Below are 24,986 nucleotides of genomic sequence, written 5' to 3' on the forward strand. Positions count from 1 at the left end.
TCAGGATGGAGGGGCCAGACCTTCACGGCGATGGGAGCGCACATGCGGGCAGTGGTCTTCGAGCGGTACGGCGAGCCGGCCGAGGTGCGGGAGGTGCCCGACCCCGGACCGGCCCCGCACGGGGTCGTGGTCCGGGTGGCGGCCACCGGTCTGTGCCGCAGCGACTGGCACGGCTGGCAGGGCCACGACCCCGACATCACGCTCCCGCACGTGCCCGGCCATGAACTCGCCGGTGTCGTCGAGGCGGTCGGCGACCGGGTCACCGCCTGGCGCCCCGGCGACCGCGTCACCGTCCCCTTCGTGTGCGCCTGCGGAACGTGTGCCGCCTGCGCGGCCGGCGACCACCAGATCTGCGAGCGGCAGACCCAGCCCGGCTTCACCCACTGGGGTTCCTTCGCCCAGTACGTGGCCCTCGACCACGCCGACGTGAACCTGGTCGCCGTCCCCGAGGAGCTGTCCTTCGCCACCGCGGCCGCCCTGGGCTGCCGGTTCGCCACCGCGTTCCGGGCGGTCGTGCAGCAGGGGCGGGTCGCGGCGGGGGAGTGGGTGGCGGTGCACGGCTGCGGCGGGGTGGGTCTGTCGGCGGTGATGATCGCGGCGGCGGCCGGAGCGCGGGTGGTGGCGGTGGACGTGTCGCCCCAAGCCCTGGAGCTGGCACGGAAGTTCGGCGCGACGGAGGTGGTGGACGCGTCGGCGGCCGATGACACGGCAGCGGCGGTACGCGAACTCACCGGCGGCGGCGCCCACTTGTCGCTCGACGCCCTGGGCTCCCCGGTCACCTGCGCGGCCTCCGTCAACTCCCTCCGCCGCCGCGGCCGGCACCTCCAGGTCGGGCTGCTCCCCTCGACGGACGGCACGACCCCCGTCCCGATGGCCCGCGCGATCGCTCTGGAGCTGGAGATCCTGGGCAGCCACGGCATGGCCGCGCACACCTACCCGGGCATGCTGGCCCTGGTCCGGGCGGGAGTACTGCGACCGGACCTGCTGGTCACCTCCACGATCGACCTGAACGCGACCCCGGCCGCGTTGGCGGCGATGGGAACGGCACGGGGGGCGGGGGTCACGGTCATCGAGCCGTGGGGTTGAGACCGGCCCGCCCCTCCCTCAGGGCGGCCCGCCCCTCTCCCAGGGCGGCCCACTCCTGTTCCAGTACGGCCATCACCACCCAGTCCACCCACCGCCCGTCCCGCAGATCGGCCTCCCGCCGGACGCCCTCCCGCACGAACCCGGCCTTCTCATAGGCGCGCAGGGCCCGGGTGTTGTGGCCGTAGACCTCCAACTGGATGCGATGCAGGCCGAGTTCCTCGAAGCCGTACCCGACGACGAGACGTGTCGCCTCGGTGCCGAGGCCGCGGTCACGGCCCCGGGGTCCGAGGAGCGTGCGGAACGTACAGCCGCGTGCCCGGTCGTCCCACTCGTACAGCACCACCTCGCCGACGAGTTCACCGGTGGCGCGGTCGGTGACGGCGAGGTCGAGGCGGTCCGTCTGGGCGGACCGGGAGCCGTACCAGGAACGCAGGTGCTCCAGGGTGAACTCGGTGTCCGGCCCGCCGGTGAAGCGGACGACGTCGGGGTCGCGGATGATCTCCGCCATGACCTCCGCGTCCGCTTCCGTGAACGGCCGCAGCACGGTCTTCTCGCCGGTCAGCACGGGTTTGACGGAGAAGTTCATCCACGGATCCTCACCGGCCGGGCACCGGGTCGGCAACCGTGTTTCCCCTCAGTCCTCTCGTCTGCCGCGGTTGCCGGGCCGGGCGGCGACCCAGGCCCGCACCGTGTCCGCGTACCAGAAGGGCTTGCCGCCCTCCACGTGGTCGGGTGGGGGCAGCAGCCCGTGTTTGCGGTACGACCGCACGGTGTCCGGCTGCACCTTGATGTGCGCGGCGATCTCCTTGTACGACCAGAGCCTTCGGTCGGTCATGAGGGGTGCACCTCCCTGCGCGCGCCGCGGCGGCGGCCGGGAACGGCCGTCGGGGGTACCGGGCGCTGCGCTGGCGTCACAAAGCCTGTGCCCCGTCAACGACGGAGAGTGAGCGCGGGTCAGGCCCTGTGCACCGCGTGTGACGCAAGACCCGCGTATACGCGACATGTGTGACACACAAGGGGTGTTCGTGACAGGAGTGCAGCAAAGGCGCACGCGGGCGTGTGGGCGCGGCGCGTTGACAGGGCGGCGCGGAAGGGTTCACCCAGCTGGAGCCGCACCCGCAGCCGACGAACTACGCCCCGCAGCTCCTCAGAAACGCCCGTGTCCGCTGAGCGATAGGCAGCGGCTTGTCCGGCTCGCACGGATACATGTCCTGCTCCACGATCGCGAACAGATCCACGTCCAGAGCCTGCGCGGCCTCAAGCACCGGCCCCAACGCCGGTACACCCGACGGCGGTTCACACATCACGCCCTGCGCCACCGCGGGCCCGAACGGCGTCCCCTTGGCCCGTACGTCGGCGAGGATCTCGGGGTCGACCTGCTTCAGATGCAGGTACCCGATCCGGGACCCGTACGTCTCGATCAGCTTCACGCTGTCCCCGCCGCAGTACGCGTAGTGCCCCGTGTCCAGGCACAGCGACACCAGCGACGAGTCGGTCCCGTCCAGGAAGCGGGTGACGTTGTCCTCGCTGTCGATGTGCGTGTCGGCGTGCGGATGCACGACGATCCGGAGCCCGTACTCCTCCCGCACGCGCTCCCCGAGCCGCTCGGTGAGCGAGGTGAGGTTCCGCCACTGCTCCGGCGTCAGCGTGTCCGACTCCAGCACCTCGCCGGTCTTGTCGTCCCGCCAGAAGGACGGGATGACGACGAGGTGCTTCGCTCCCATGGCCTGCGCCAGGACCGCGTTGTCGGCGACATGGGCCCAGGTCTTCTCCCAGACGGACTCACCGTGGTGCAGCCCGGTGAAGACCGTGCCGGCCGACACCTTCAGCCCGCGCCGGCCCACCTCCTCGGTGAGCACGGTGGGATCGGTCGGCAGATACCCGTAAGGGCCAAGCTCGATCCACTCGTAACCGGAGTCCGCGACCTCGTCGAGGAAGCGCTGCCAGGGGACCTGCTGGGGGTCGTCGGGGAACCACACACCCCAGGAGTCGGGAGCCGACCCGATGCGGATGCGGGACAGTGAGGAAGAGGGTGACAACGACGTCATGCCGGTCAGCTTCCGTGTGAGCGGTAAGCGCTGTCAAGAGCTGGTCCGAATGTCTGGACAAAACATTGACAGGGCTCCGTCCGGGGGACTAGAAAGCCGTGGAGAGCCGATACGAAGCCCGGGGCGGGACTCGATGGTCCGACCGGCATGAAGGGAACTCGATGGCGTACGACCTGATCACCATGGGGCGGATCGGAGTGGACCTCTATCCGCTGCAGACGGGCGTCCCACTGCCGCAGGTGTCGTCCTTCGGCAAGTTCCTCGGCGGCTCGGCGACGAACGTCGCGGTCGCCGCGGCCCGGCTGGGACGGCGGACCGCGGTGATCACCCGCACCGGCGACGACCCCTTCGGCACCTACCTCCACGAGGCCCTGAAGGACTTCGGCGTGGACGACCGCTGGGTCACCCCGGTGCCCGGCCTGCCCACCCCGGTCGTCTTCTGCGAGATCTTCCCGCCGGACGACTTCCCGCTGTACTTCTACCGGCAGCCCAAGGCCCCCGACCTGGAGATCGACGCCCACGAGCTCGACCTCGACGCCATCCGCGAGGCCCGCATCTTCTGGGTCACCGGCACCGGACTGAGCGAGGAGCCCAGCCGCACGGCGACCCTCGCGGCCCTCGCCCACCGGGCCAAGGCCGGCCTCACGGTCTTCGACCTCGACTGGCGCCCCATGTTTTGGAACAACACAGCCTGGAGTGGCCCGGACGCGGCCCGCCCCTTCTACGCCGAGGCCCTCAAGCACACCACCGTCGCCGTCGGAAACCTCGACGAGGTCGAGGTCGCCACCGGCGTCCGCGAGCCCCGCGCCGCCGCCGAGGCGCTCCTTGACGCCGGTGTCGAGATCGCCGTCGTCAAGCAGGGCCCCAAGGGCGTCCTCGCCGTCGACCGGAACGGGAACTCCGCCGAGGTCCCGCCCCTGCCGGTCGACGTCCTGAACGGGCTCGGCGCCGGAGACGCCTTCGGCGGCTCCCTCTGCCACGGCCTGCTCGAAGGCTGGGACCTGGAGAAGACCATGCGGTACGCCAACGCGGCCGGCGCGATCGTCGCCTCCCGACTGGAGTGCAGCTCCGCCATGCCGACACCGGCCGAGATCGAGTCCGCGATCGCGGCGGGAGCTGTCAAGTGAGCGTCGACATCACCGAACTCGTCCGCCTGCGCGCCGAACGCCCCGAGGCGATCGCCGAGGCCGCCGACCGCCGTACCCGCAGGTCCCTGCTGAACGACAGCGGCCGTCTGATGATCGTCGCCGCCGACCACCCCGCCCGGGGCGCGCTCGGTGTCGGCGGCAACAGCATGGCCATGGCCAACCGCGCCGACCTGCTCGAACGCCTCTGCCTGGCGCTCTCCCGCCCCGGCGTCGACGGCGTCCTCGCGACCGCCGACATCCTCGACGACCTGCTGCTGCTCGGCGCGCTCGACGGCAAGGTCGTCATGGGCTCGATGAACCGCGGCGGCCTCCAGGGCGCCCGCTTCGAACTCGACGACCGCTTCACCGGCCACCGCGCCGAGGACATCGAGCGGCTCGGCTTCGACGCCGGCAAACTGCTTCTCCGTATCGACTACGACGACCCGGGCTCCCTCACCACCATGGAGTCCACCGCCCGCGCCATCGACGACATGGCCGCGCGCCGACTCCCGGTCTTCGTCGAGCCGTTCATCAGCAGCCGGACGGACGCGGGCAAGGTCAGGAACGACCTCTCCGCCGAGGCCGTCACCCGGTCCATCGCCATCGCCTCGGGCCTGGGCGGCAGTTCCGCCTACACCTGGCTGAAGGTGCCGGTCACCGAGAACCCCGACGACATGGCCGAGGTCATGGCCACCTCCACGCTCCCGGCCGTTCTCCTCGGCGGCGAGGTCGGTGACGACCAGGACGGGGCGTACGAGAAGTGGCGGGGCGCACTCCAACTGCCCACCGTGCGCGGGCTCGTGGTCGGCCGTTCGCTGCTCTACCCGGCGGACGGGGACGTCGCCGCCGCCGTGGACACCGCCGTAGGACTGCTGTGAGGGCCGCATGAGTAACGATCTCTACATCCCCAAGGGTTCCTCCACCAACTCCCTGTACACAGTGGACATCGACCCGAAGCGGGCCGGTTGGATGCACTCCAGTCTGCGGATCGTCGCGCTGGAACCCGGTGGCACGCACACCTTCACCACCGGCGACAGCGAGTGGATCGTGCTTCCGCTGGAAGGCGGATGTACCGTACAAACAGAAGAAAACGAGTTCCAACTCCTGGGCAGGGAAAGCGTGTTCGCGTCGGTCTCCGACTTCGCGTACGTGCCCCGCGACGCCCGGGCAACGATCGCCTCCGGCGCGGGAGGCCGCTTCGCCCTGGCAGGAGCGAAGTGCGAGCGACGACTCCCCGCCCGCTACGGCCCCGCGCCGGAGGTCCCCACCGAGGAACGCGGCAGCGGCAACCGGCTGCGCCACGTCCGCAACTTCGCCTCCGCCGACGCCTTCGACTGCGACAAGCTGATCGCCGTCGAGGTCATCACCCCCGGCGGCAACTGGTCCTCGTACCCGCCCCACAAGCACGACGAGCACCGGCCGGGCGTGGAAGCGGAGTTGGAGGAGATCTACTACTTCGAGATCGACGGCCCGAACGGTTTCGGCTATCAGCGCGTATCCCCTTCCCGTGAGGGCGGATCGGACGTCCTCACGGAGGTCCGCTCCGGTGACGCCGTCCTCGTCCCCGACGGATGGCACGGCCCGTCGATCGCCCAGCCCGACCACGACATGTACTACCTGAACGTCATGGCGGGCCCGGGGGAGACGCGGGAGTGGCGGATCTGCTTCCACCCGGACCACACGGAGGGGTACCGATGACGACCACCCGGCTCACGGTCGCGCAGGCCCTTGTACGTTTCCTCAGCGCTCAGTACACCGAACGCGACGGCACCCGGCAGCGGCTCATCTCCGCGACCTGGGGCATCTTCGGCCACGGCAACGTGGCCGGACTCGGCCAGGCTTTGGTCGAGTACGGCGACGAGATGCCCTTCCACCAGGGCCGCAACGAGCAGTCCATGGTGCACGCGGCCGTCGGCTACGCGCGTCAGTCGAACCGCCTGTCCACGCACGCGGTGACGACGTCCATCGGCCCCGGCGCGACCAACCTGGTGACGGGCGCGGCCCTCGCGACCATCAACCACCTCCCGGTCCTGCTGCTCCCCGGCGACATCTTCGCCACCCGCCCCGCCGACCCGGTCCTCCAGCAGCTGGAGGTCCCCTACGCGGGCGACCTCAGCGTCAACGACTGTCTGCGCCCGGTGTCGAGGTTCTTCGACCGCGTCACCCGCCCCGAAGCCCTGATCCCGGCGGCTCTCCAGGCGATGCGCGTGCTGACGGACCCCGTCGAGACCGGCGCGGTCACCCTCGCCCTTCCGCAGGACGTCCAGGCCGAGGCGTACGACTGGCCCGACGAGTTCTTCGCCGAGCGCACCTGGGTCGTACGACGTCCGGGCGCCGACCCCACCGAACTCGCCGAGGCGGTGCGGGCGATCAGGTCGGCCCGACGCCCGCTGATCGTCGCGGGCGGCGGAGTCCACCACAGCCGCGCCGAGGAGGCCCTCGCCGAGTTCGCCGAGGCCACCGGCGTCCCCGTCGCCTCCACCCAGGCCGGCAAGGGCTCGCTGCGCTGGGACCACCCCCAGGACGTCGGCGGCGTCGGCCACACCGGCACCGCCACCGCCAACGAACTCGCCCGCCAGGCCGACCTGGTGATCGGTGTCGGCACCCGCTGGACCGACTTCACCACCGCCTCCGGGACCCTGTTCGAGGCGCCCGGAGTCCGCTTCCTCAACCTCAACATCGCGCCCTTCGACGGCCACAAGCTCGGCGGCCGGCCCCTGGTCGCGGACGCCCGCAGCGGCCTCGCCGAGCTGACCGAGGCCCTCGGCATGCACGGGCACAAGGTCGCCGACGCGTACGTCACCGAGTACACCGAGGACAAGCAGCGCTGGGAGCACCGAGTCGACGCCTGCTACGAGGCCGACGAGATAGACGTGCGCCCCACCCAGCCGCAGGTCCTCGGCGCCCTGGACGCCCTCGTGGACGAGAGCGACATCATCATCAACGCGGCCGGCTCCCTCCCCGGCGACCTGCACAAACTGTGGCGGGCGCGGTCCCGGGACCAGTACCACCTGGAGTACGGCTACTCCTGCATGGGCTACGAGATCCCGGCCGCGATCGGCGTGAAGATGGCCGCCCCCGAGCGCAACGTCTGGGCGCTCGTCGGCGACGGGACCTACCTCATGATGCCGACCGAGATCGTGACCGCCGTCCAGGAGGGCGTCGCGATCAAGATGCTGCTCATCCAGAACCACGGGTACGCCTCGATCGGCGGCCTGTCGGAGTCGGTGGGCGGCGAACGGTTCGGCACCGCGTACCGGTACCGGTCGGACGACAGTACCTACACCGGGGCCCCGCTCCCGGTGGACCTGGCCGCCAACGCGGCCAGCCTGGGCATGCGCGTGCTGCGCGCGAAGACCGTGGATGACCTGCGCGAGGCCCTCGCGCAGGCACGCGCGGCGGACACTCCCACATGTGTCTACGTCGAGACCGAAACGGCAGACACAGTGTCGGGCGCGCCTCCGGCGCAAGCCTGGTGGGATGTACCTGTGGCCGAGACCGCGACCCGACCGTCCGCGGTGAAGGCACGAGAGCTGTACGACCGGCACGTCTCTACCCGACGCCGCCATCTGTGAAGGAGCAACTGGGCATGACGAAGATCGTCAACCACTGGATCGGCGGCAAGACCGTCGAAGGCGCGTCGGGCAACTACGGGCCGGTCACCGACCCCGCCACCGGCGCGGTCACCACCAAGGTCGCGTTCGCCTCCGTCGACGAGGTCGACTCCGCGGTCGCCGCCGCCAAGGACGCGTTCGCCACCTGGGGCACCTCGTCCCTGGCCAAGCGGACCACGATCCTGTTCAAGTTCCGGGCGCTCCTTGAGGCGAACCGGGACGCGATCGCCGAGCTGATCACCGCCGAGCACGGCAAGGTGCACAGCGACGCGCTGGGCGAGGTCGCGCGCGGCCTGGAGATCGTCGACCTGGCGTGCGGCATCACCGTGCAGCTGAAGGGCGAGCTGTCGACCGAGGTCGCCAGCCGCGTGGACGTCGCCTCGATCCGCCAGCCGCTGGGTGTCGTCGCCGGCATCACGCCGTTCAACTTCCCGGCGATGGTCCCGATGTGGATGTTCCCGATCGCCATCGCGACCGGCAACACCTTCGTGCTGAAGCCGTCCGAGAAGGACCCGTCGGCCTCCCTCAAGATCGCCGAGCTGCTGGCCGAGGCCGGTCTGCCCGACGGCGTCTTCAACGTCGTCCACGGCGACAAGGTGGCCGTCGACCGCCTCCTTGAGCACCCGGACGTCAAGGCCGTCTCCTTCGTCGGCTCGACCCCGATCGCCCGGTACATCCACACCACGGCCTCGGCGAACGGCAAGCGCGTCCAGGCCCTCGGCGGCGCCAAGAACCACATGCTGGTCCTCCCGGACGCCGACCTCGACGCGGCGGCGGACGCGGCCGTCTCGGCTGCCTACGGCTCCGCGGGCGAGCGCTGCATGGCCATCTCGGCCGTCGTCGCCGTCGGTTCCATCGGCGACGAGCTGGTGGACAAGATCCGCGAGCGCGCCGAGAAGATCAAGATCGGTCCCGGCAACGACCCGACCTCGGAGATGGGCCCGCTCATCACCAAGGTCCACCGCGACAAGGTGGCGTCCTACGTCACCGGCGCCGCGGCCGAGGGCTGCGAGGTCGTCCTGGACGGCTCCGGCTACACGGTCGAGGGCTTCGAGGACGGCCACTGGATCGGCATCTCGCTCCTCGACAAGGTGCCGACCACCGCGAAGGCCTACCAGGACGAGATCTTCGGCCCCGTCCTGACCGTCCTGCGCGTCGACACCTACGAGGAGGGCCTGGCCCTCATCAACGCCTCGCCCTTCGGCAACGGCACCGCGATCTTCACCCGGGACGGTGGCGCCGCCCGCCGCTTCCAGCTGGAGGTCGAGGCCGGCATGGTCGGCGTGAACGTCCCGATCCCGGTCCCCGTCGGCTACCACAGCTTCGGTGGCTGGAAGGACTCGCTCTTCGGCGACCACCACATCTACGGCAACGACGGCACCCACTTCTACACCCGCGGCAAGGTCGTCACGACCCGCTGGCCCGACCCGGCCGACGCCCCGGCGGGCGTGGACCTGGGCTTCCCGCGCAACCACTGAGTGAGCGAGCACCGAGCCCGGGCACCTGAAGGCAGGTGCCCGGGCTCAGTCATGCCTGCTACTGCCCCTGTGCTTCCTTGAGCGCGTCGGTCATGTCGGCGGTCTCGGCGGCCGGGGGAGCCTTGATCTCGGCGGTGGCGCCGAACTCGGTGAAGTCCATGGTGACCTTCATCTTCCCCATCCCCTGCACCAGGCGGACGGGCAGGTCCTTCTCGCCCAGCCAGACATCCATGGTGATGGTGTCCGCGCCGCCGGTCATCTGGTTGAGGAGGCTGCCGTCGCCGGTGTACGCCTCCTTGAAGCGGCCCATGTGCTCCTGGTCGATGACGGCCCGGTAGTGGGTCGCCTTCTGCCCGTTCACGGTCTGCGAGCCGAGGTCCTCGACGTCGCTCGCGTACTTCAGGCCCTTCAGGGAGGCTGTCGGGTTGCCGCCGGTGTTCATCGAGGCGGCGCCGCTCTCGCCGAACACGGCGGTGGCGTCGACCTTCATCCACTCCTTGCCCTCGAGCGGGCCCGAGGCCTGCGGGTCGACGTCGTAGTAGTAGACGCCGTCGACGAGCAGACAGTGGATCTTCGGGTCGTCCTGCACGGCCTGCATCTGGGCCGCCGCGGTGTCCATGTGCACGTCGTAGGCCATGCCGTCGCCCCACGAGTACGTGCCGTCCATGGCGATCGGCGTGCCGGTCCCGAGGTCCGTCGAGACCTTCACCTCGGCCGAGCCCAGCTGCTCGGTCCGGTCCGTGGCCCGGGCGAGCGCCGCCATGATCGCGTCGGTCTTGTCGACGGCGTCGGCAGCCTGCTTCACGGAGTCCGCGCCACAGGCCGACGTGGCCACCAGCGCGGCCGCCGTGAACCCCACCCAGGCAGCCGTGTGCTTCACCTTCATCTGTCCCCACCCCACGCTGTGAAATCTGTGCGTCAACTGTGACTGGTGATGCTAGCGGGGGCCACTGACTTGTTCGGATTCCGGACACCCTGACGATTTTTTGACGCTCGGGCTGCGATTCTCGTACGGCTGCAAGATGCGGAATTACCTGACTCGAATTGACGTAAAGGCGGGTCGAGGTGCCTTCGATCTACGGATTCCGTAGGCAAACACTTATTGACGTACTGGTTTCGTCGGGGTTCGATGCAGCGCAATCCACTGCACCGCCGACGTCGATGGGAACCGCCGTATGACCGACACGCTCCGCCCTGTCGACACCGCCGCCCTCCCAGAGGCGCCGGAGGCCGGCACCCGGAAGCTCAAGCGTTCCATCGGGGTCGTCGGCGGCACCCTCCTCACGCTCTCCTGCGTGACGCCCGCCTCCACGCTCTTCGTGGTCGTCCCCGACCTCTTCGGCTCCCTCGGCACCGCGACCGCCCTCACGATCGCGATCGGCTCCCTGCTCTGTATCGCCGTGGCGTTCTGCTACTCCGAGCTCGGCACCCTCATCCCGAGCGCGGGCGGCGAGTACGCCATGGTCTCGACGATGGCGGGCCGCCTCGCGGGCTGGCTGGTCTTCGTCCTCTCCCTCCTGGTCGTGATGATCGTGCCGCCGGTGATCGCGATGGGCACGGCCGACTACCTGGCCCCCGTGATCCATCTGGACCCGTCCCTCGCGGGCGCCGGCGTGATGCTCCTGGCCACCCTCGCCGGCCTCCTCGACCTGCGCGCCAACGCCTGGATCACCGGCGTCTTCCTGGTCCTGGAGGTCATCGCGGCGGCGGTCGTCGCGGTGCTGGGCTTCGCCCACGCCGAGCGCGGCGCGGGCAGCCTGGTGTCGATGCAGGTGGCGGGGTCCGGCGGCGGCACGGACACGGTGACCGCCATGCTGGTCGTCTCCGGTCTGGCGATCGCCCTGTTTGTCACCCAGGGCTTCTCCACGGCCGTCTATCTCTCCGAGGAGCTGGAGAACCCGCGCCGCAACGTCGCCCGCACGGTCCTCGCCACCCTCGCCATCTCCTCGGTGATCATCCTGGTCCCGGTGGTGGCGATCACCATGGGCGCGAGCGACCTGTCGGAGCTGACCGGCGGCGACATCAGCGCGATGGTCACGGCCTGGTCCAACTCGGCGGTCGGCACCTTCGTCAGCCTCTGCGTGGCCCTCGCGATCATCAACGCGGGCATCGTCATGGTCATCCAGAACTCCCGCGTCCTGTTCGCCTCGGCCCGCGACAAGGCCTGGCCCCAGCCCGTCAACACCGTCTTCTCCAAGCTCGGCCGCTTCGGCTCCCCGTGGGTCGCCACCCTCGCGGTCGGCATCCCCGGCGCGGCCCTCTGCTTCGTCAACCTGGACACCCTGTACGGCGTGACCGGCGTCTCCGTCACCGGCATGTACCTGCTGGTGGCGGTGGCGGCCCTGCTGGCCCGCAGGGGCAGTCACCGGCACACGCCGGCCTGGCGGATGCCCCTGTGGCCCGCGATGCCGGTCCTGCTGATCGGAGTCCTGGCCTACATCCTCAGCCAGCAGGAGACGCAGTACCTCCTGTGGACCGGTGGCATCACGGCGGCGGCGACCCTCTACTGGGCCCTCTACCTCCGCCCGCGCAAGGACACCCGCTGGCTGGTGGAGATCCCCGAGGACGAACTCGCGTAGCTAGGACGGGCCGCCCGCCGACACCATCAACGCCCGCAGCCTCTCCACGTACAGCCGCATGTTCTTGTAGGCCACGTCCGTGTCCGGGTACCGGCAGGCGAACCACACCCCGTCGTGCAGCCGGTTCAGCCACACGCACACCTGGTCCCCGTACGACACCCGGATCAGCCCGTACGCCGACAGCGCGTCCCACCGCTCGGCCCCCGGCAGGGCGCGCGCGTCGGTGAACGACACGATGGAGTACAGGTCGGGCGAGGTGGGCCGGAAGTCCGCGCCCAGCAGGCGCAGCATGCGGGCGAGCGGCATCCGGGACAGCGGCCGGGCGGCCTGCAACTGCGCCCGTACGGCGGGCAGGGCGCTCGGGAAGTCGGCGGGCACCGGCACCTCGATGGGGGCCCCGCCGACGTACCACCCGACGGAGTCGGACCACTGGGACTTCACCCGGGTGTGGAAGGGCACCACCGTCCGGTAGACGGACGCGCCCCCGATCTCCCCGGCGATCAGCGCGGTGGCCGCGAGCACCCCGACCAGGCTCCCGCCGTACGGCCGGCAGTAGGCCTCGAAGGCGGCCGCCTCCCCGGGACCCACGAGCATCTCGCACATCATCTTCTGCTCGGGCAGCGGACCACCCGGCTCCACCCCCAGGTCGAGGGGAAAGGTCGGCAGCGTCCCGTCGCACCGCCGGATGAACTCCCGCCAGCGCCCGACCGCCTCGTGGTCGGCGTCGATCCGGTCCGCGTCGGCCCGCTCGATCCGGCAGAAGTCGATGTAACTGCTCACCGCCGCCCCGTCGGCCACGCCGCCGCCCGCGTACAGCTCATGGATCTCCGACGGGATCCGGTAGATCGAGTACGCGTCGACGTTGCTGTGGTCGAACGCCATGTACACACTCGTCGAGTCGTCCCGTACGACCGCCGCGTACATCAGGTTCGGCCAGCGCAGCGCGTCCGCGGTGACGTCGAAGCGGTCCTGGAGGTGCCGGACCAGCGCGGTCGCGTCCGTGAACTCCCCGGCGTCCTCCCGGCGCAGGGACACGTCCCGCGCGTCCAGCGTGAACCGCCGCAGCGCGTCCCCGTCCGTCCGGAACCCGCTGCGCAGTGTCTCGTGGCGCAGCGTCCACGCGCGCAGGGCGCCTTCCAGGGCGTCGAGGTCGACCGGCCCCGGGAGGTCGAAGGCGGCACCGAGCCAGGTCGGGACGAAGAGACCGTCCTCGCGCACCGTCCGGGCGGTCCTGATGTGGGACTCCTGGATGTACGCCGGTGGCCGGGTGTCCTCCGGCAGCCCCCGCGCCGCCGCCACGGTCGCCGGACTGAGCGTCCACTCGACGAGCCGTCCGGGCCGGATCTCGCAGCGCTGGATGTCGGTGATACGCACGAGGGCGTCTCCATTCGCAAAGGGGCGGACCCTCAAGCGAAGACGGCGCTTGCGGCGGACACGCCCACTTCTCCGGCTTTTCAATGCATCGGGTGGTACCTCGAACACTGTTCCTCGTCCATCGAAGTACTTCGAGCGCGGTATGCGCGAGGACCGGCGTACGCCCGTAGGAGGTCGGCGGGTTCGGTCTGTGGTCGATAACTCCCCGACAGCTTCAGCCCGTACCGTTGAAGCATGGATCTTCGACTGCGAGGGCTGCTGCGGCGGCCCCGGCGACTGCTGGCCGCCGGGGCCGCCGTCGTCGTACTCGCGGGGGCCGGTACCTGGACGGCGGTCGCCGACGGCGACCCGTCCCCGGTACGCGCGACCGACCAGGTCATGGCGGTGAACGGCGTCCGCATAGACACCTCGTACTTCACGTCCGGCACCTCGGGACGCCGCCCCGCCGTCCTTCTGGGCCACGGCTTCGGCGGCTCCAAGGACGACGTACGCCAACAGGCCGAGGACCTCGCCCGCGACGGCTACGCGGTCCTCACCTGGTCGGCGAGAGGCTTCGGCAGGTCGACGGGCAAGGTGGGCCTCAACGACCCCGACGCCGAGGTCGCCGACGTCTCGAAGCTGATCGACTGGCTGGCGAAGCAGCCCCAGGTCCAGCTCGACAAGGCGGGCGACCCGCGCGTCGGCATGGCCGGCGGCTCCTACGGCGGAGCCATCGCCCTCCTCACCGCGGGCCATGACGACCGCGTCGACGCCATCGCCCCCGCGATCACCTACTGGAACCTCTCGGACGCCCTCTTCCCGAACGGCGTCTTCAAGAAGCTCTGGGCCGGCATCTTCGTGAACACGGGCGGTGGCTGCGACCAGTTCGAACCGCAGCTCTGCCAGATGTACGACCGCGTCGCGGAGTCCGGCACCCCGGACGCCCAGGCCGAGCGGATGCTCACCGAACGCTCCCCCTCCGCGGTCGGCGACAAGATCGACGTCCCCACCCTCCTCCTCCAGGGCCAGACCGACTCCCTCTTCACCCTGGACCAGTCCGACGCCGCCGCGAAGGCGATCAAGGCCAACGGCGCCCCCGTGGACGTCGACTGGATCGCGGGCGGCCACGACGGCGGCGACATGGAGACGAGCCGGGTCCAGGCCCGCGTCGTGTCCTGGTTCGACCGCTACCTCAAGAACGAGAAGTCCACGGACACCGGCCCCGCCTTCCGCGTCACCCGCACCGGCGGCGTCGACTCCACCGACGGCGCCGCCCAACTGCGCGGCGCGAGCTCCGACACCTACCCCGGCCTGCACAGCGGCGACCGCGAGATCGCCCTGACCGGCCGCGAGGAACAGCAGGTCACCAACCCGGCCGGGGCCAACCCGCCCGGCGTCTCCGCCCTCCCCGGCCTCGGCGGCGCGGGCGGCCTCTCCCAGCTCTCCTCCCTCGGCGTCGGCGTCTCCCTCGACTTCCCGGGCCAGTACGCCCGCTTCGACTCCGCGCCCGTCACCGACGACCTCCGCATCACCGGCGCCCCGACGGCCACGGTTCACGTGAAGTCCACGTCCGACGACGCCGTCCTGTTCGCCAAGCTCTACGACGTCGGCGCCGACGGCACCCAACAGGTGCTGCCGTCCCAGCTGGTGACCCCCCTGCGCATCGAGGACGCCAAGTCCGGCAAGGACGTCACGGTCACCCTTCCGGCGATCGACCACCACGTCGAGAAGGGCCACCGCCTGCGGCTGGTCCTCGCCTCCACGGACCTCGGCTACGCCTCACCGGCGGCCCCGGCGACGTACACCGTCTCCCTCAAGGGCGACCTGACGGTCCCGACCGCCCCCGGGGTGAAGACCGCCGCCGCCCCGGTGCCCTCCTGGGTGTGGTGGCTGCCCCTCGCGGGCGCGGCCGTCGCCCTCGCCCTCCTCCTCACGGCCCGCCGCCGCACCGCGACCCCCGCCCCGGACCCGGAGCTGTCCGACGTCCCGCTCCAGATCACGGACCTGAGCAAGAAGTACCCCGGCAGCGACCGCTACAGCGTCCGCGACCTCTCCTTCCGCGTCGAGAAGGGCCAGGTCCTGGGCCTGCTCGGCCCGAACGGCGCCGGCAAGACCACCTCCCTGCGCATGCTGATGGGCCTGATCAAGCCGGACGACGGTGAGATCCGCGTCTTCGGCCACGCCATCCGCCCGGGCGCCCCGGTCCTCTCCCGGGTCGGCGCCTTCGTCGAGGGCGCCGGCTTCCTGCCGCACCTCTCCGGCCGGGAGAACCTGGAGCTGTACTGGGCGGCGACCGGCCGCCCGCCCGAGGATGCCCACCTGGACGAGGCGCTGGAGATCGCCGGCCTCGGCGACGCCCTCGCCCGCGCGGTCCGCACCTACTCCCAGGGCATGCGCCAGCGCCTGGCCATCGCCCAGGCCATGCTGGGCCTCCCCGACCTCCTCATCCTCGACGAACCCACCAACGGCCTCGACCCGCCCCAGATCCGCGAGATGCGCGAGGTGATGATCCGCTACGCGGCAGCCGGCCGCACGGTCATCGTCTCCAGCCACCTCCTCGCAGAGGTCGAACAGACCTGCACCCACCTGGCGGTGATGGACCGCGGCCGCTTGGTCCAGGCGGGCCCGGTGGCGGAGATCATCGGCGCAGGCGACACGCTCCTGGTGGGCCTGGCAGCCGACATCGACGATCCTCTGGTGGAGAAGGTGGCGGCCCTACCGCAAGTCGAGTCGGCAACCCGAACAGACGGCGCCCTCTTGGTGCGGCTGGCATCGACGCCGCTCAGGGGCGCGGGGAACTGCGCGACCAGCCCCAACGAACCCGCAGCCGAACAACAACCCGCCGCATCCCTACTCGTAGACCTGGTCCGCCTAGAGGTACCGGTCGCCTCCCTCGCCCCCCACCGCCGCCTGGAAGACGCCTTCCTCACCCTGATCGGAGGCTCCGCATGACCACGCTCACTGAAACAGCCTCCGGCTACCAGCCCCGCCACACCCTCCCCCTCCGCGTAGAACTGATCCGCCAGCTCAAACGCCGCCGCACGATGGTCATGTTCGGCATCCTCGCCGCACTCCCCTTCGTCCTGCTGATCGCGTTCGCGATCGGCGGCGAGCCCGGCGGCCGCAACAACACCGTCTCCCTGATGGACACGGCGACCGCGTCCGGCGCCAACTTCGCCGCCGTCAACCTCTTCGTGTCGGCGGGCTTCCTACTGGTCATCCCGGTCGCCCTGTTCTGCGGCGACACGGTCGCGTCGGAGGCCGGCTGGTCCTCCCTGCGCTATCTCCTCGCGGCCCCCGTACCCCGGGCCCGCCTCCTGTGGTCCAAGCTCGTCGTCGGCCTCGGTCTCAGCCTGGCCGCGATGATCCTGCTGCCGCTCGTGGCGGTGGCCGTCGGTACGGCCGCCTACGGCTGGGGCCCGCTGGAGATCCCGACGGGCGGTTCCCTCTCACCCGGCACCGCGGCCGGCCGCCTCGTGATCGTCGTGGGGTTCATCTTCGTCTCCCAACTGGTCACCGCGGGGCTGGCGTTCTGGCTGTCGACCCGCACCGACGCCCCGCTCGGCGCGGTCGGCGGCGCGGTGGGCCTCACGATCGTCGGCAACGTCCTGGACGCCGTCACCGCCCTCGGCGACTGGCGCGACTTCCTGCCCGCGCACTGGCAGTTCGCGTGGGCGGACGCCGTACAGCCCAGCATGGAGTGGTCCGGCATGATCCAGGGCACCGCGGTCTCGGTAACGTACGCCCTGGTGCTGTTCGCGCTGGCCTTCCGCGGTTTCGCCCGCAAGGACGTGGTCTCCTAGGTCAACGGAAGATCACCTACCGGTCTCGACACCCCGTTTCCGTGCCCTCTTCGAGACGCTTCCGCAACGCTCCGTAGCGCACGTTCCGGCCCCCTGGCCCGTCACAGTCACAGAAGTCGACGTCAACGGACCAAGGGGGCACGGAAGATGGAGCAGTATCGAATACGACGCCTGCGTGCGGCGTTGCTCGCGGTGACCGCGGCGAGCGGCCTGCTGCTGACCGGGTGCGGCGGATCGGACGACAGCGGCGGCAAGGCGTCGGACGGCTCCCGCAGCGGTGGCTACGTCCCCGCACCCGAGGGCGAACAGAAGGGCACCCCGGACGGCTCGGAGGAGGACTCCCGCGAGGTCGCCCCCTCGCCCGACTACCTCTCCACCTTCGCCCTGGACGTCGACACCGCCTCCTACGGCTACGCCCGCCGCACCCTCGCCGACGGCCGGCTGCCCGACCCCTCGACGGTCCGGCCCGAGGAGTTCGTCAACAGCTTCCGCCAGGACTACGACCGCCCCGACGGCAACGGTTTCACGGTCACCGTCGACGGCGCCCGCACCAGCGAGGACGACTGGTCCCTGGTCCGCGTCGGCCTCGCCACCCGCACCGCCGAGGACACCGAGGAGCGCCCGCCCGCCGCCCTCACCTTCGTCATCGACGTCTCCGGTTCCATGGACGAGCCCGGCCGCCTCGACCTCGCCAAGGAATCCCTGGACACGATGACGGACCAGCTCCGCGACGACGACTCGGTCGCCCTGGTCACCTTCAGCGACGAGGCCGAGAAGGTCCTGCCGATGACCCGGCTCGACGGCAACCGCGGTGAGGTCCACGACGCCATCGACAGCCTGGAACCCCAGGACTCCACCAACCTCGGCGCGGGCGTCGAGACCGGCTACGAGACCGCCGAGGACGGCCTGCGCGACGGCGCCACCAACCGTGTCGTCCTCATCTCCGACGCCCTCGCCAACACCGGCGACACCGACGCGGACACCATCCTCGAACGCATCTCCGGCGAACGCCGCGAGCACGGCATCACCCTCTTCGGTGTCGGCGTCGGCAGCGACTACGGCGACGAACTGATGGAACAGCTCGCCGACCGGGGCGACGGCCACACCGCCTATGTCTCCGACGAGGAGGACGCCCGCAAGGTCTTCGTCGAGCAACTCCCGCAGAACGTCGACCTGACCGCCCGCGACGCCAAGGCCCAGGTCGCCTTCGACCCCGAGACGGTCAAGGAGTTCCGCCTGGTCGGCTACGACGACCGCCAGGTCGCCGACGACGACTTCCGTGACGACAGCGTCGACGGAGGCGAGATCGGCCCCGGCCACACCGTCACCGCCCTCTACGCCGTCCGCACCAGGGAGGGCGCCGACGGCCACCTCGCCACGGCGAGCGTCCGCTGGCTCGACCCCGAGACCCGCGATCCCCACGAGGAGTCGGGCCAGTTGGAGACCGAGGCCCTGGACTCCTCGGTCCACCGGGCGAGTTCCCGCTTCCAGGTCACCACCCTGGCCGCCTACTTCGCCGACACCCTGCGCGCCACGAACGGCGACCGCACCTCCCTGCCCGGCTGCCCCTCCCTGTCCGAACTGAGCGACCAGGCACGGGACTTGGCACACAGCACCGAGGACGAGGACGTGACACAACTGGCCGACGCGATCGGCGACGCCCGCCGCCTCCGCGACTGACCCGCACACCAGTCCAGGTGCCGCACGCCCCATTGACCTTTCCTTACGCGTGAGTAAGTTGACGTCCCAGTCAGCGCCGACCGGGGAGCCGTCATGGGCGTACGCAAGGATCTGAAGCGGGCGAGACAACGCACCGACCTGGCGATCCGCACCAAAGTCGAGACCGTGAGGGACGAGCACGGAGTGATCCGCGAGGCCCGTACCGCACCCCTCGCGCCGCCCGCCCCGACCGGCAGCACCGCCGACATCCCGTACACCAACGCGGCCGAGGCCCCCGACGCCGTGGTCCTGCGCCGCAGGCAAGGCGCCACCTGGCAGCCCGTCACGGCCGCCGCCTTCGCCTCCGAAGTCACCGCGGTGGCCAAGGGGTTGATCGCGGCGGGCCTCGAACCGGGCGGCCGGGTCGCGGTGATGTCCCGCACCCGCTACGAGTGGACGGTCCTGGACTTCGCGATCTGGGCGGCCGGCGGCCAGAGCGTCCCGATCTACGCCACCTCCTCGGCGGAGCAGGTGGAGTGGATCGTCCGCGACTCGGGCGCCCGCTTCGTCGTCACGGAGACCGCGGAGAACGCCGACACGGTGACCACCGGCACCGCCCGCCACCAGGACCCGCCGCACATCTGGCAGTTGGAGTCCCAGGGCCTCGCTCAACTGAAGGAACTCGGCCGCGACCTCCCCGACGAGGAGGTCACCAAACGCCGCACGAGCCTGACCCCCGCCACCGTCGCGACGATCTGCTACACCTCCGGCACCACCGGCAAACCGAAGGGCTGCGTCCTCACCCATGCCAACCTGTACGCCGAGGCCGCCAACACCGTCGAGCTGCTCTACCCCATCTTCAAGGAGGTCACCCGCCAGACCGCCTCCACCCTCCTCTTCCTCCCCCTCGCCCACATCCTCGGCCGCACCCTCCAGATCGCCTGTCTGATGGGCCGCATCGAGATCGGCCACTGCCCGAGCATCAAGCCCGACGAACTCCGCCCCGCCCTCAAGGAGTTCCGCCCGACCTTCCTCGTCGGCGTCCCGTACCTCTTCGAGAAGATCCACGACACCGGCCGCGCCACCGCCGAGAAGCTCGGCCGCGCCGCCTCCTTCGACCGCGCCCACCGCATCGGCGTCCGCTTCGGCGAGCGGTACCTGGACAGGTTCCTCGGCCGCGGCAAGGGCCCAGGCCCCGGCCTCTACGCCGCCTGGGCCCTGTACGACCTGCTGGTCTACCGCCGGGTCCGCAAGGAACTCGGCGGCCGTATGCGCTACGCCATCAGCGGCGGCTCCCCGCTCGACCGCGACCTCAACCTGTTCTTCTACGCGGCGGGGATCATCGTCTACGAGGGCTACGGCCTGACCGAGACCAGCGCCGCCGCCACCATCGTCCCGCCCCTCGCACCCCGCCCCGGAACGGTCGGCGTCCCGGTCCCCGGCACCGCCGTGCGCATCGCCGACGACGGCGAGGTGCTCGTCAAGGGCGGCATCGTCTTCGGCGCGTACTGGAACAACCCGGCCGCCACCGCCGCCGCCCTCACCGACGACTGGTTCGCCACCGGCGACCTCGGCTCCCTGGACGAGGACGGCTACCTCACCATCACCGGCCGCAAGAAGGACATCCTCGTCACCTCCGGCGGCAAGAACGTCTCCCCGGCCGTCCTGGAGGACCGGCTGCGCAGCCGCTCACCGGTCGGCCAGTGCCTCGTCGTCGGCGACAACCGCCCCTTCGTCGCCGCCCTGATCACCCTCGACCCGGAGGCGGTCGCCCACTGGCTGGCGGTCCGCAAACGCCCCGCCGACACCCCGCCGGCCGAACTCGTCGCCGACCCCGCACTGCGCGCCGCCGTCCAGAAGGCCGTGGACCACGCCAACGCGGCCGTATCGCGCGCCGAGTCGATCCGCGCCTTCACCCTGGTCGAGGGCGAGTTCACCGAGGACAACGGCCTGCTCACCCCGTCCCTGAAGGTCAAGCGGCACGCGGTCCTCGCGGCGTACGCCGACGAGATCGAGGCGATCTACCGCAGGCGGAAGTAGCCGCACACGCCGAACGGCGGGCCACCGGAGGAACCGGTGACCCGCCGTGGCGGGAGATCCGAGGATCAGCCGTTGCCCTGGCCGTTGCCGGAGAGGGCCGAGATGTCGTCCAGGATGTGCGACAGCGGCTCGTCACCCTTGGCCTGGGTGGAGTTCTCGACACACTGCTGGTTCTGCGGCGCCGACAGGACCGGAACGTCCTGGAGCACACCGACGGCGAGGAGGCCGGCGATGCCCTGGAGGTTGAGCTTGGCCGGCAGGCCGACACAGGGCTTGTTCAGCGAACCCTGGACCAGCGAGAGCTGCGGGCTCATGTCGCCGAAGGTCGCCGAGTTGCCGAACTCCTGCGAGGCGCCGTTGCCACTGGCGGACGTGGTGCCGTCGTCGCCGATGGCCATGGCGGGCGAGCCGACACCGACGACGGTGGCGGCGATAGCCGCGGTTGCCCACAGCTTCTTCATGTTCATTCCCTTCGAAAAGCGGACTCCGGTGAGGAGCTGCGTGATCATCAACGGCGGGACCCCGGCCGGGGTTGCGCTCTTTGCCCCGATTGGCCCAGCGCGCATGCGAGCCGCCCGGGCGCCCCCGCCGCGCGCTCACCCGCAGGTGAACCGGCTGCCGCGCACCGGGGCGTACCCCATCAGGCTGGGCGGGTCCTTGGGCTTGGGGTCGGCGTCGGCCTTCATCAGCGGCCGGTCGGCGCGCAGCTTCGCGAACATCGCGTCCGCCCGCTTGCGGTCCCAGGCCAGCGTCGAGCCGATGTCGGGCCTGGTCTCGTTGAACCCGGCGATCGGCACGGTCGTGAACTCCAGGGCCCGCGCCGGCACCTTGTCCAGCGCCGCCGCCAGCTGCACCAGCTCGCCCGCGTCGAAGCCCTGCTCGACCTGCCCGGACCCGACCAGGGTGTTCACCACGCGCGCCATGCCCACCGGGTCGGTCAGCGCCTTCTTCGCCTTGAGCCCGCTCAGGGCGTTCACCAGGAACCGCTGCTGGCGCTGGATCCGCCCGAGGTCGGCACTGCGGTCGACGTGCCGGGAGCGCACGTACTGCAGCGCCCGCCCCCCGGTCAGCCGGTGCTTGCCGGGCTTGAGGTTCAGCTTGGTGGCCGAGTCCTTCAGCGTCCGCGGCGTGCACACCCGCACCCCGTCGACGTCGTTCACGGCGTCGATGAAGCGCCGGAAGTCCACCTGGAGATACCGGTCGACCGACACCCCGGTCATCGACTCGACCGTGGCGATGGTGAGCGCGGGACCGCCCTCGGCGTACGCGCCGTTGATCTTCGCGGGATGCGTCCCGCGTTCCTCGCCGCTTGACTCGTCACGGTGCGGCGGGATGTCCGCGTAGGAGTCGCGGGGCATGCTCACCACGCTGACCCGGTCCCGGCGTGCGGAGACGTGGATCAGCATCAGGACGTCGGTGCAGTTGCAGGCGATGCCGCCGGCGTGGAACTTGCGCTTCTCGGCGGCCGTGATGGTGTCCCGGCCGTCCGTGCCCATCAGCACGATGTTCAGGGGGCGGGGAGCCTGCCGCTCGGGGAAGGGGGAGGCGCCGAGCAGGGTCGAGGCGGCAGCGAGGACGAGTACGGGGATGGCCAGGGAAGAAAGGGTTCTCTTCGTCGTCACGCGACGCACGCTAGAACAGCGGGCCGCCGGGAGACCGGCGGCCCGCTGATGGGGACTCAGATTGCAGCCCCAGGGCTCAGTGAACGGAGCCCCTGAGGACGGCTCAGTGGTTGTCCTTGCCGTTGCCCGCCAGGACGGAGATGTCGTCCAGGATGTGCGACAGCGGCTCGTCGCCCTTGGCCTGGGTGGAGTTCTCGACACACTGCTGGTTCTGCGGGGCCGACAGGATCGGCACGTCCTGCAGAACGCCGATGGCGCCGGCGCCGATGATGCCCTGGAGGTTGGCCTTGGCCGGCAGACCGATGCAGGGCTTGTTGAGCGAGCCCTGGATGAGCGCCATCTGCGGGCTCATGTTGCCGTACGTGGCCGAGTTGCCGAACGACTGGTGCGCACCGTTGCCGCTGGCGGAGGTGGTGCCGTCGTTCCCGATGGCCATGGCGGGGGAGGCGACGCCGACGACGGAAGCGGCGACCGCGGCGGTAGCCAGAACCTTCTTGATCACTTGCTAGTCCCTTCTGAGGAAACCCCGTCCACCGGAGCGCACTGGTCAACTCCCCGGGCCCCGCTTGGTTCCTGACATTCACTCCGATGGCCCACAAAGGCGTCATGGAGGGCGGAGTTCGGGGGCGTCGGGGCCTTTCCGTGAATTCGCCGTGCGTAAGCGGCCCGATCGAGTGAAGCCTCGAAACCATTCCCCGTGCAGCGGGTTGATGCGGAAGCAGAGCATGCGTCGTGGTGATGCACGCCAGGAAAGGAAACCCAAATGCTGAAGAAGGCAATGGCCGCTGCGGCGGTCGCCGCCTCCGTCGTCGGTGCGGCCTCCCCGGCCATGGCCATCGGGAACGACGGCACCACCTCGGCCAGCGGCAACGAGGCCAGCTCGAAGTTCGGGAACTCGATCACCAAGGGCGACATGAGCCCGCAGGCCACGCTGGTGCAGAGCACCGCCAACAAGCTCTGTGTCGGCCTGCCGGCCAAGGCGAACGCCCAGGCCATCCTCGGTGTCATCGCCGCCGTCGGGGTGGCCCAGGACATCCCGGTCCTGTCGGCCGCGCAGAACCAGCAGTGCGCCGAGAACTCCACCCAGGCCAAGGGTGACGAGCCGGTCTCGCACATCCTGGACGACATCTCCCTCCTGGCGGGCAACGGAACGGGCAACCACTGATCCGTCGGCTCGACGGAGCTCGGATCTGAACGGCTCGGGCCGCCTGTTTCCCCGCGGGCTGCCCGAGCCTTTTCCGCCACTCAGGCGAAGCGTTTCTCCTCATATGGGGGACCGGTGTCAATTCTGTGAAGGCGTTCGAGTGAATTACCAGACGCCACACGTTCCGCAGTTGCTTCGGCCGTCTATCTCTCGTTTACAGCCTGCAGGTCACGTCATTGGGGCATGACCGCAGAGAAGGGATAGCTCATGAAGAAGACCGCTGCTGTCGTCGCGGGCGCGATCATGGCCCTGGGTATGGCCGCTCCCGCATTCGCCGACGCGGGTGCCGAGGCTGCCGCTGTCGGTTCGCCGGGCGTTCTCTCGGGCAACGTGGTCCAGGTCCCGATCCACGTGCCGATCAACGTGTGCGGCAACTCGATCGACATCATCGCCCTGCTGAACCCCGCGTTCGGCAACACCTGCGTCAACAAGTGACGTCGTAACGCATCGGCCGCTCCGGCCGTGTGACAGCCGGCCTTGGACTGCTTCCTCGCCGTCCAGGGCCGGCTTTTCCCACTTCTTCAAGCAGGAAGACAACGAGATTGCGACAGACCCTGAGTAGGGGAATGGTCGCGGCCGCCGCCGCGACAAGCATTCTGTCCCTGTGCGGCAGCAGTCCCGCCCTCGCCGACTCGGACGCGAGCGGGACGACCAAGGACTCGCCCGGCGTCCTGTCCGGCAACAACGTCCAGGTCCCGGTCGACGCGCCGGTGAACGCGTGCGGCAACTCGGTCGACGCCGTGGCACTGCTGAACCCCGCGTTCGGCAACTCCTGTGCCAACGACTCGGGTTCACCTCGGGGCGGGTCGTACGGCGAACCGTACGGCGGCGGCGACTCCGGTCACGGCTCCGAGCACGGCACGTCCGGCTCCGGCTCCTCGACGCACGGCCACACCGCGGGCTCACCCGGGGTGGGCTCCGGCAACAACGCCGGTGTGCCGGTCGACGTGCCGGTGAACGCGTGCGGGAACACCGCGGACGTGATCAGCGGGCTCAACCCCGCGTTCGGCAACGACTGCGACAGCGGTGGTTACGGCGACGAGCACACCGCGCCGCCGTATGGCGGGGAGGACACGCCCACGCCCACTCCGCCCCACGGTGGCGGCCACCCGACGCCGACACCGTCGCCGCCCGCGACGCCGACCCCGCCGAACGGTGGCGATCACCCGTGGACGCCCACGCCCACGCCGCCCACCCACGGGGAGCAGCCCACGCCCCCCGGGCCGCACGGTCCGCCGCCTCAGCTCGCCGACACCGGCAGCAGCAGCGAGGCCCTGCTGGCCGCGTCCGGTGCCAGCGCCGCGCTCATCGCGGCCGGGGCCGTCCTGTACCGCCGAGGCCGAGCCGCGTCCGGCCGCTGACGCGCCGGGTGC

General features: G+C 70.6%; 22 protein-coding genes. 14 read left to right on the top strand and 8 right to left on the bottom strand.

All coding sequences use genetic code 11. The features are described 5' to 3' along the window. Window positions 1–42 precede the first annotated feature (42 nt). On the top strand, window positions 43–1,086 hold the full coding sequence (locus OG885_RS29025) for a zinc-dependent alcohol dehydrogenase family protein (RefSeq protein ID WP_405736857.1): 1,044 nt from the start codon (window positions 43–45) through the stop codon (window positions 1,084–1,086). Here the strand turns inward: OG885_RS29025 and OG885_RS29030 are convergent. The 3 genes from OG885_RS29030 to OG885_RS29040 form a co-directional block, all read right to left on the bottom strand. Further along, window positions 1,067–1,672 (bottom strand): GNAT family N-acetyltransferase, encoded by a 606-nt coding sequence (locus tag OG885_RS29030; RefSeq protein WP_405736859.1) that lies wholly within the window; start codon window positions 1,670–1,672, stop codon window positions 1,067–1,069. The genes OG885_RS29025 and OG885_RS29030 overlap by 20 nt on opposite strands. A gap of 48 nt (window positions 1,673–1,720) precedes the next feature. Beyond that, window positions 1,721–1,921, bottom strand: coding sequence for an AlpA family transcriptional regulator (locus OG885_RS29035; RefSeq protein WP_059191908.1), 201 nt, complete (start codon window positions 1,919–1,921; stop codon window positions 1,721–1,723). Between the two features lie 295 nt (window positions 1,922–2,216). After that, on the bottom strand, window positions 2,217–3,134 hold the full coding sequence (locus OG885_RS29040; RefSeq protein WP_405736863.1) for a sugar phosphate isomerase/epimerase family protein: 918 nt from the start codon (window positions 3,132–3,134) through the stop codon (window positions 2,217–2,219). Between the two features lie 161 nt (window positions 3,135–3,295). Here OG885_RS29040 and iolC point away from each other — a divergent pair, with 161 nt between their 5' ends. Genes iolC through mmsA form a run of 5 tightly spaced genes read left to right on the top strand, consistent with a single transcriptional unit; the run spans window position 3,296 to window position 9,353 of the window. Then, complete coding sequence (gene iolC, locus OG885_RS29045; RefSeq protein ID WP_405736865.1) at window positions 3,296–4,261, top strand: 5-dehydro-2-deoxygluconokinase; 966 nt, start codon at window positions 3,296–3,298, stop codon at window positions 4,259–4,261. Continuing rightward, window positions 4,258–5,139: a deoxyribose-phosphate aldolase gene (locus OG885_RS29050; protein WP_405736867.1), complete on the top strand. Its 882-nt coding sequence runs from the start codon at window positions 4,258–4,260 to the stop codon at window positions 5,137–5,139. The genes iolC and OG885_RS29050 overlap by 4 nt, the downstream gene beginning before the upstream one ends. Before the next feature lie 7 nt (window positions 5,140–5,146). After that, window positions 5,147–5,959 (top strand): 5-deoxy-glucuronate isomerase, encoded by an 813-nt coding sequence (gene iolB / locus OG885_RS29055; protein WP_405736869.1) that lies wholly within the window; start codon window positions 5,147–5,149, stop codon window positions 5,957–5,959. After that, window positions 5,956–7,836, top strand: a complete 1,881-nt coding sequence (gene iolD / locus OG885_RS29060) for a 3D-(3,5/4)-trihydroxycyclohexane-1,2-dione acylhydrolase (decyclizing) (RefSeq protein ID WP_405736872.1) — start codon at window positions 5,956–5,958, stop codon at window positions 7,834–7,836. The genes iolB and iolD overlap by 4 nt, the downstream gene beginning before the upstream one ends. 14 nt (window positions 7,837–7,850) lie before the next feature. Further along, on the top strand, window positions 7,851–9,353 hold the full coding sequence (gene mmsA / locus OG885_RS29065) for a CoA-acylating methylmalonate-semialdehyde dehydrogenase (RefSeq protein ID WP_399957218.1): 1,503 nt from the start codon (window positions 7,851–7,853) through the stop codon (window positions 9,351–9,353). 58 nt (window positions 9,354–9,411) lie between these two features. On the opposite strand, the gene OG885_RS29070 is transcribed toward mmsA, so the two are convergent. Then, complete coding sequence (locus OG885_RS29070; RefSeq protein ID WP_405736876.1) at window positions 9,412–10,239, bottom strand: hypothetical protein; 828 nt, start codon at window positions 10,237–10,239, stop codon at window positions 9,412–9,414. A gap of 289 nt (window positions 10,240–10,528) precedes the next feature. On the opposite strand from OG885_RS29070, the gene OG885_RS29075 reads away from it, so the two are divergent. After that, complete coding sequence (locus OG885_RS29075) at window positions 10,529–11,932, top strand: APC family permease (RefSeq protein ID WP_405736878.1); 1,404 nt, start codon at window positions 10,529–10,531, stop codon at window positions 11,930–11,932. Here OG885_RS29075 and OG885_RS29080 read toward each other — a convergent pair whose 3' ends face one another. Next, complete coding sequence (locus OG885_RS29080; RefSeq protein WP_405736880.1) at window positions 11,933–13,306, bottom strand: condensation domain-containing protein; 1,374 nt, start codon at window positions 13,304–13,306, stop codon at window positions 11,933–11,935. A gap of 234 nt (window positions 13,307–13,540) precedes the next feature. Between OG885_RS29080 and OG885_RS29085 the strand changes: the two genes are divergently transcribed. The 4 genes from OG885_RS29085 (at window position 13,541) to OG885_RS29100 (ending at window position 20,787) form a co-directional block, all read left to right on the top strand. Further along, complete coding sequence (locus OG885_RS29085; RefSeq protein WP_405736882.1) at window positions 13,541–16,237, top strand: alpha/beta fold hydrolase; 2,697 nt, start codon at window positions 13,541–13,543, stop codon at window positions 16,235–16,237. Further along, window positions 16,234–17,088: an ABC transporter permease gene (locus OG885_RS29090; protein WP_405736884.1), complete on the top strand. Its 855-nt coding sequence runs from the start codon at window positions 16,234–16,236 to the stop codon at window positions 17,086–17,088. Before OG885_RS29085 ends, OG885_RS29090 begins: the two co-directional genes overlap by 4 nt. Window positions 17,089–17,235: 147 nt before the next feature. Continuing rightward, window positions 17,236–18,768 carry a von Willebrand factor type A domain-containing protein gene (locus OG885_RS29095; protein ID WP_405736887.1) on the top strand — a complete coding sequence of 511 codons (1,533 nt, stop codon included), beginning with the start codon at window positions 17,236–17,238 and terminating at the stop codon, window positions 18,766–18,768. A gap of 93 nt (window positions 18,769–18,861) precedes the next feature. Then, on the top strand, window positions 18,862–20,787 hold the full coding sequence (locus tag OG885_RS29100) for an AMP-dependent synthetase/ligase (RefSeq protein WP_405736889.1): 1,926 nt from the start codon (window positions 18,862–18,864) through the stop codon (window positions 20,785–20,787). A gap of 65 nt (window positions 20,788–20,852) precedes the next feature. Here OG885_RS29100 and OG885_RS29105 read toward each other — a convergent pair whose 3' ends face one another. The 3 genes from OG885_RS29105 to OG885_RS29115 all read right to left on the bottom strand — a co-directional run bounded on the left by OG885_RS29105 (window position 20,853) and on the right by OG885_RS29115 (window position 22,911). Further along, window positions 20,853–21,248, bottom strand: a complete 396-nt coding sequence (locus OG885_RS29105) for a rodlin (protein ID WP_405736891.1) — start codon at window positions 21,246–21,248, stop codon at window positions 20,853–20,855. A gap of 135 nt (window positions 21,249–21,383) precedes the next feature. Continuing rightward, entirely contained in the window at window positions 21,384–22,409 is a 1,026-nt protein-coding gene (locus OG885_RS29110; RefSeq protein ID WP_405736893.1) for an LCP family protein, read from the bottom strand. Window positions 22,410–22,512: 103 nt separating this feature from the next. Next, on the bottom strand, window positions 22,513–22,911 hold the full coding sequence (locus OG885_RS29115; protein ID WP_405736896.1) for a rodlin: 399 nt from the start codon (window positions 22,909–22,911) through the stop codon (window positions 22,513–22,515). Between the two features lie 261 nt (window positions 22,912–23,172). On the opposite strand from OG885_RS29115, the gene OG885_RS29120 reads away from it, so the two are divergent. The 3 genes from OG885_RS29120 (at window position 23,173) to OG885_RS29130 (ending at window position 24,974) form a co-directional block, all read left to right on the top strand. Continuing rightward, complete coding sequence (locus OG885_RS29120; protein ID WP_405736899.1) at window positions 23,173–23,574, top strand: rodlin; 402 nt, start codon at window positions 23,173–23,175, stop codon at window positions 23,572–23,574. Window positions 23,575–23,820: 246 nt separating this feature from the next. Further along, complete coding sequence (gene chpD, locus OG885_RS29125) at window positions 23,821–24,048, top strand: chaplin ChpD (protein WP_405736902.1); 228 nt, start codon at window positions 23,821–23,823, stop codon at window positions 24,046–24,048. 131 nt (window positions 24,049–24,179) lie between these two features. Further along, the gene (locus tag OG885_RS29130; RefSeq protein ID WP_405736905.1) at window positions 24,180–24,974 is read left to right on the top strand and encodes a chaplin; all 795 of its coding nucleotides are present in this window, start codon (window positions 24,180–24,182) and stop codon (window positions 24,972–24,974) included. Window positions 24,975–24,986: the final 12 nt, after the last annotated feature.

It is taken from the genome of Streptomyces sp. NBC_00028 (assembly GCF_045041065.1).
In the GTDB taxonomy this organism is placed as follows: Bacteria; Actinomycetota; Actinomycetes; order Streptomycetales; family Streptomycetaceae; genus Streptomyces.

Coding starts and splice junctions, on each gene's coding strand:
- OG885_RS29025 (WP_405736857.1), top strand. CDS start 43: ATGCGGGCAGTGGTCTTCGAGCGGTACGGCGAGCCGGCCGAGGTGCGG.
- OG885_RS29030 (WP_405736859.1), bottom strand. CDS start 1,672: ATGAACTTCTCCGTCAAACCCGTGCTGACCGGCGAGAAGACCGTGCTG.
- OG885_RS29035 (WP_059191908.1), bottom strand. CDS start 1,921: ATGACCGACCGAAGGCTCTGGTCGTACAAGGAGATCGCCGCGCACATC.
- OG885_RS29040 (WP_405736863.1), bottom strand. CDS start 3,134: ATGACGTCGTTGTCACCCTCTTCCTCACTGTCCCGCATCCGCATCGGG.
- iolC (WP_405736865.1), top strand. CDS start 3,296: ATGGCGTACGACCTGATCACCATGGGGCGGATCGGAGTGGACCTCTAT.
- iolB (WP_405736869.1), top strand. CDS start 5,147: ATGAGTAACGATCTCTACATCCCCAAGGGTTCCTCCACCAACTCCCTG.
- iolD (WP_405736872.1), top strand. CDS start 5,956: ATGACGACCACCCGGCTCACGGTCGCGCAGGCCCTTGTACGTTTCCTC.
- mmsA (WP_399957218.1), top strand. CDS start 7,851: ATGACGAAGATCGTCAACCACTGGATCGGCGGCAAGACCGTCGAAGGC.
- OG885_RS29070 (WP_405736876.1), bottom strand. CDS start 10,239: ATGAAGGTGAAGCACACGGCTGCCTGGGTGGGGTTCACGGCGGCCGCG.
- OG885_RS29075 (WP_405736878.1), top strand. CDS start 10,529: ATGACCGACACGCTCCGCCCTGTCGACACCGCCGCCCTCCCAGAGGCG.
- OG885_RS29085 (WP_405736882.1), top strand. CDS start 13,541: ATGGATCTTCGACTGCGAGGGCTGCTGCGGCGGCCCCGGCGACTGCTG.
- OG885_RS29090 (WP_405736884.1), top strand. CDS start 16,234: ATGACCACGCTCACTGAAACAGCCTCCGGCTACCAGCCCCGCCACACC.
- OG885_RS29095 (WP_405736887.1), top strand. CDS start 17,236: ATGGAGCAGTATCGAATACGACGCCTGCGTGCGGCGTTGCTCGCGGTG.
- OG885_RS29100 (WP_405736889.1), top strand. CDS start 18,862: ATGGGCGTACGCAAGGATCTGAAGCGGGCGAGACAACGCACCGACCTG.
- OG885_RS29105 (WP_405736891.1), bottom strand. CDS start 21,248: ATGAAGAAGCTGTGGGCAACCGCGGCTATCGCCGCCACCGTCGTCGGT.
- OG885_RS29120 (WP_405736899.1), top strand. CDS start 23,173: ATGCTGAAGAAGGCAATGGCCGCTGCGGCGGTCGCCGCCTCCGTCGTC.
- chpD (WP_405736902.1), top strand. CDS start 23,821: ATGAAGAAGACCGCTGCTGTCGTCGCGGGCGCGATCATGGCCCTGGGT.
- OG885_RS29130 (WP_405736905.1), top strand. CDS start 24,180: ATGGTCGCGGCCGCCGCCGCGACAAGCATTCTGTCCCTGTGCGGCAGC.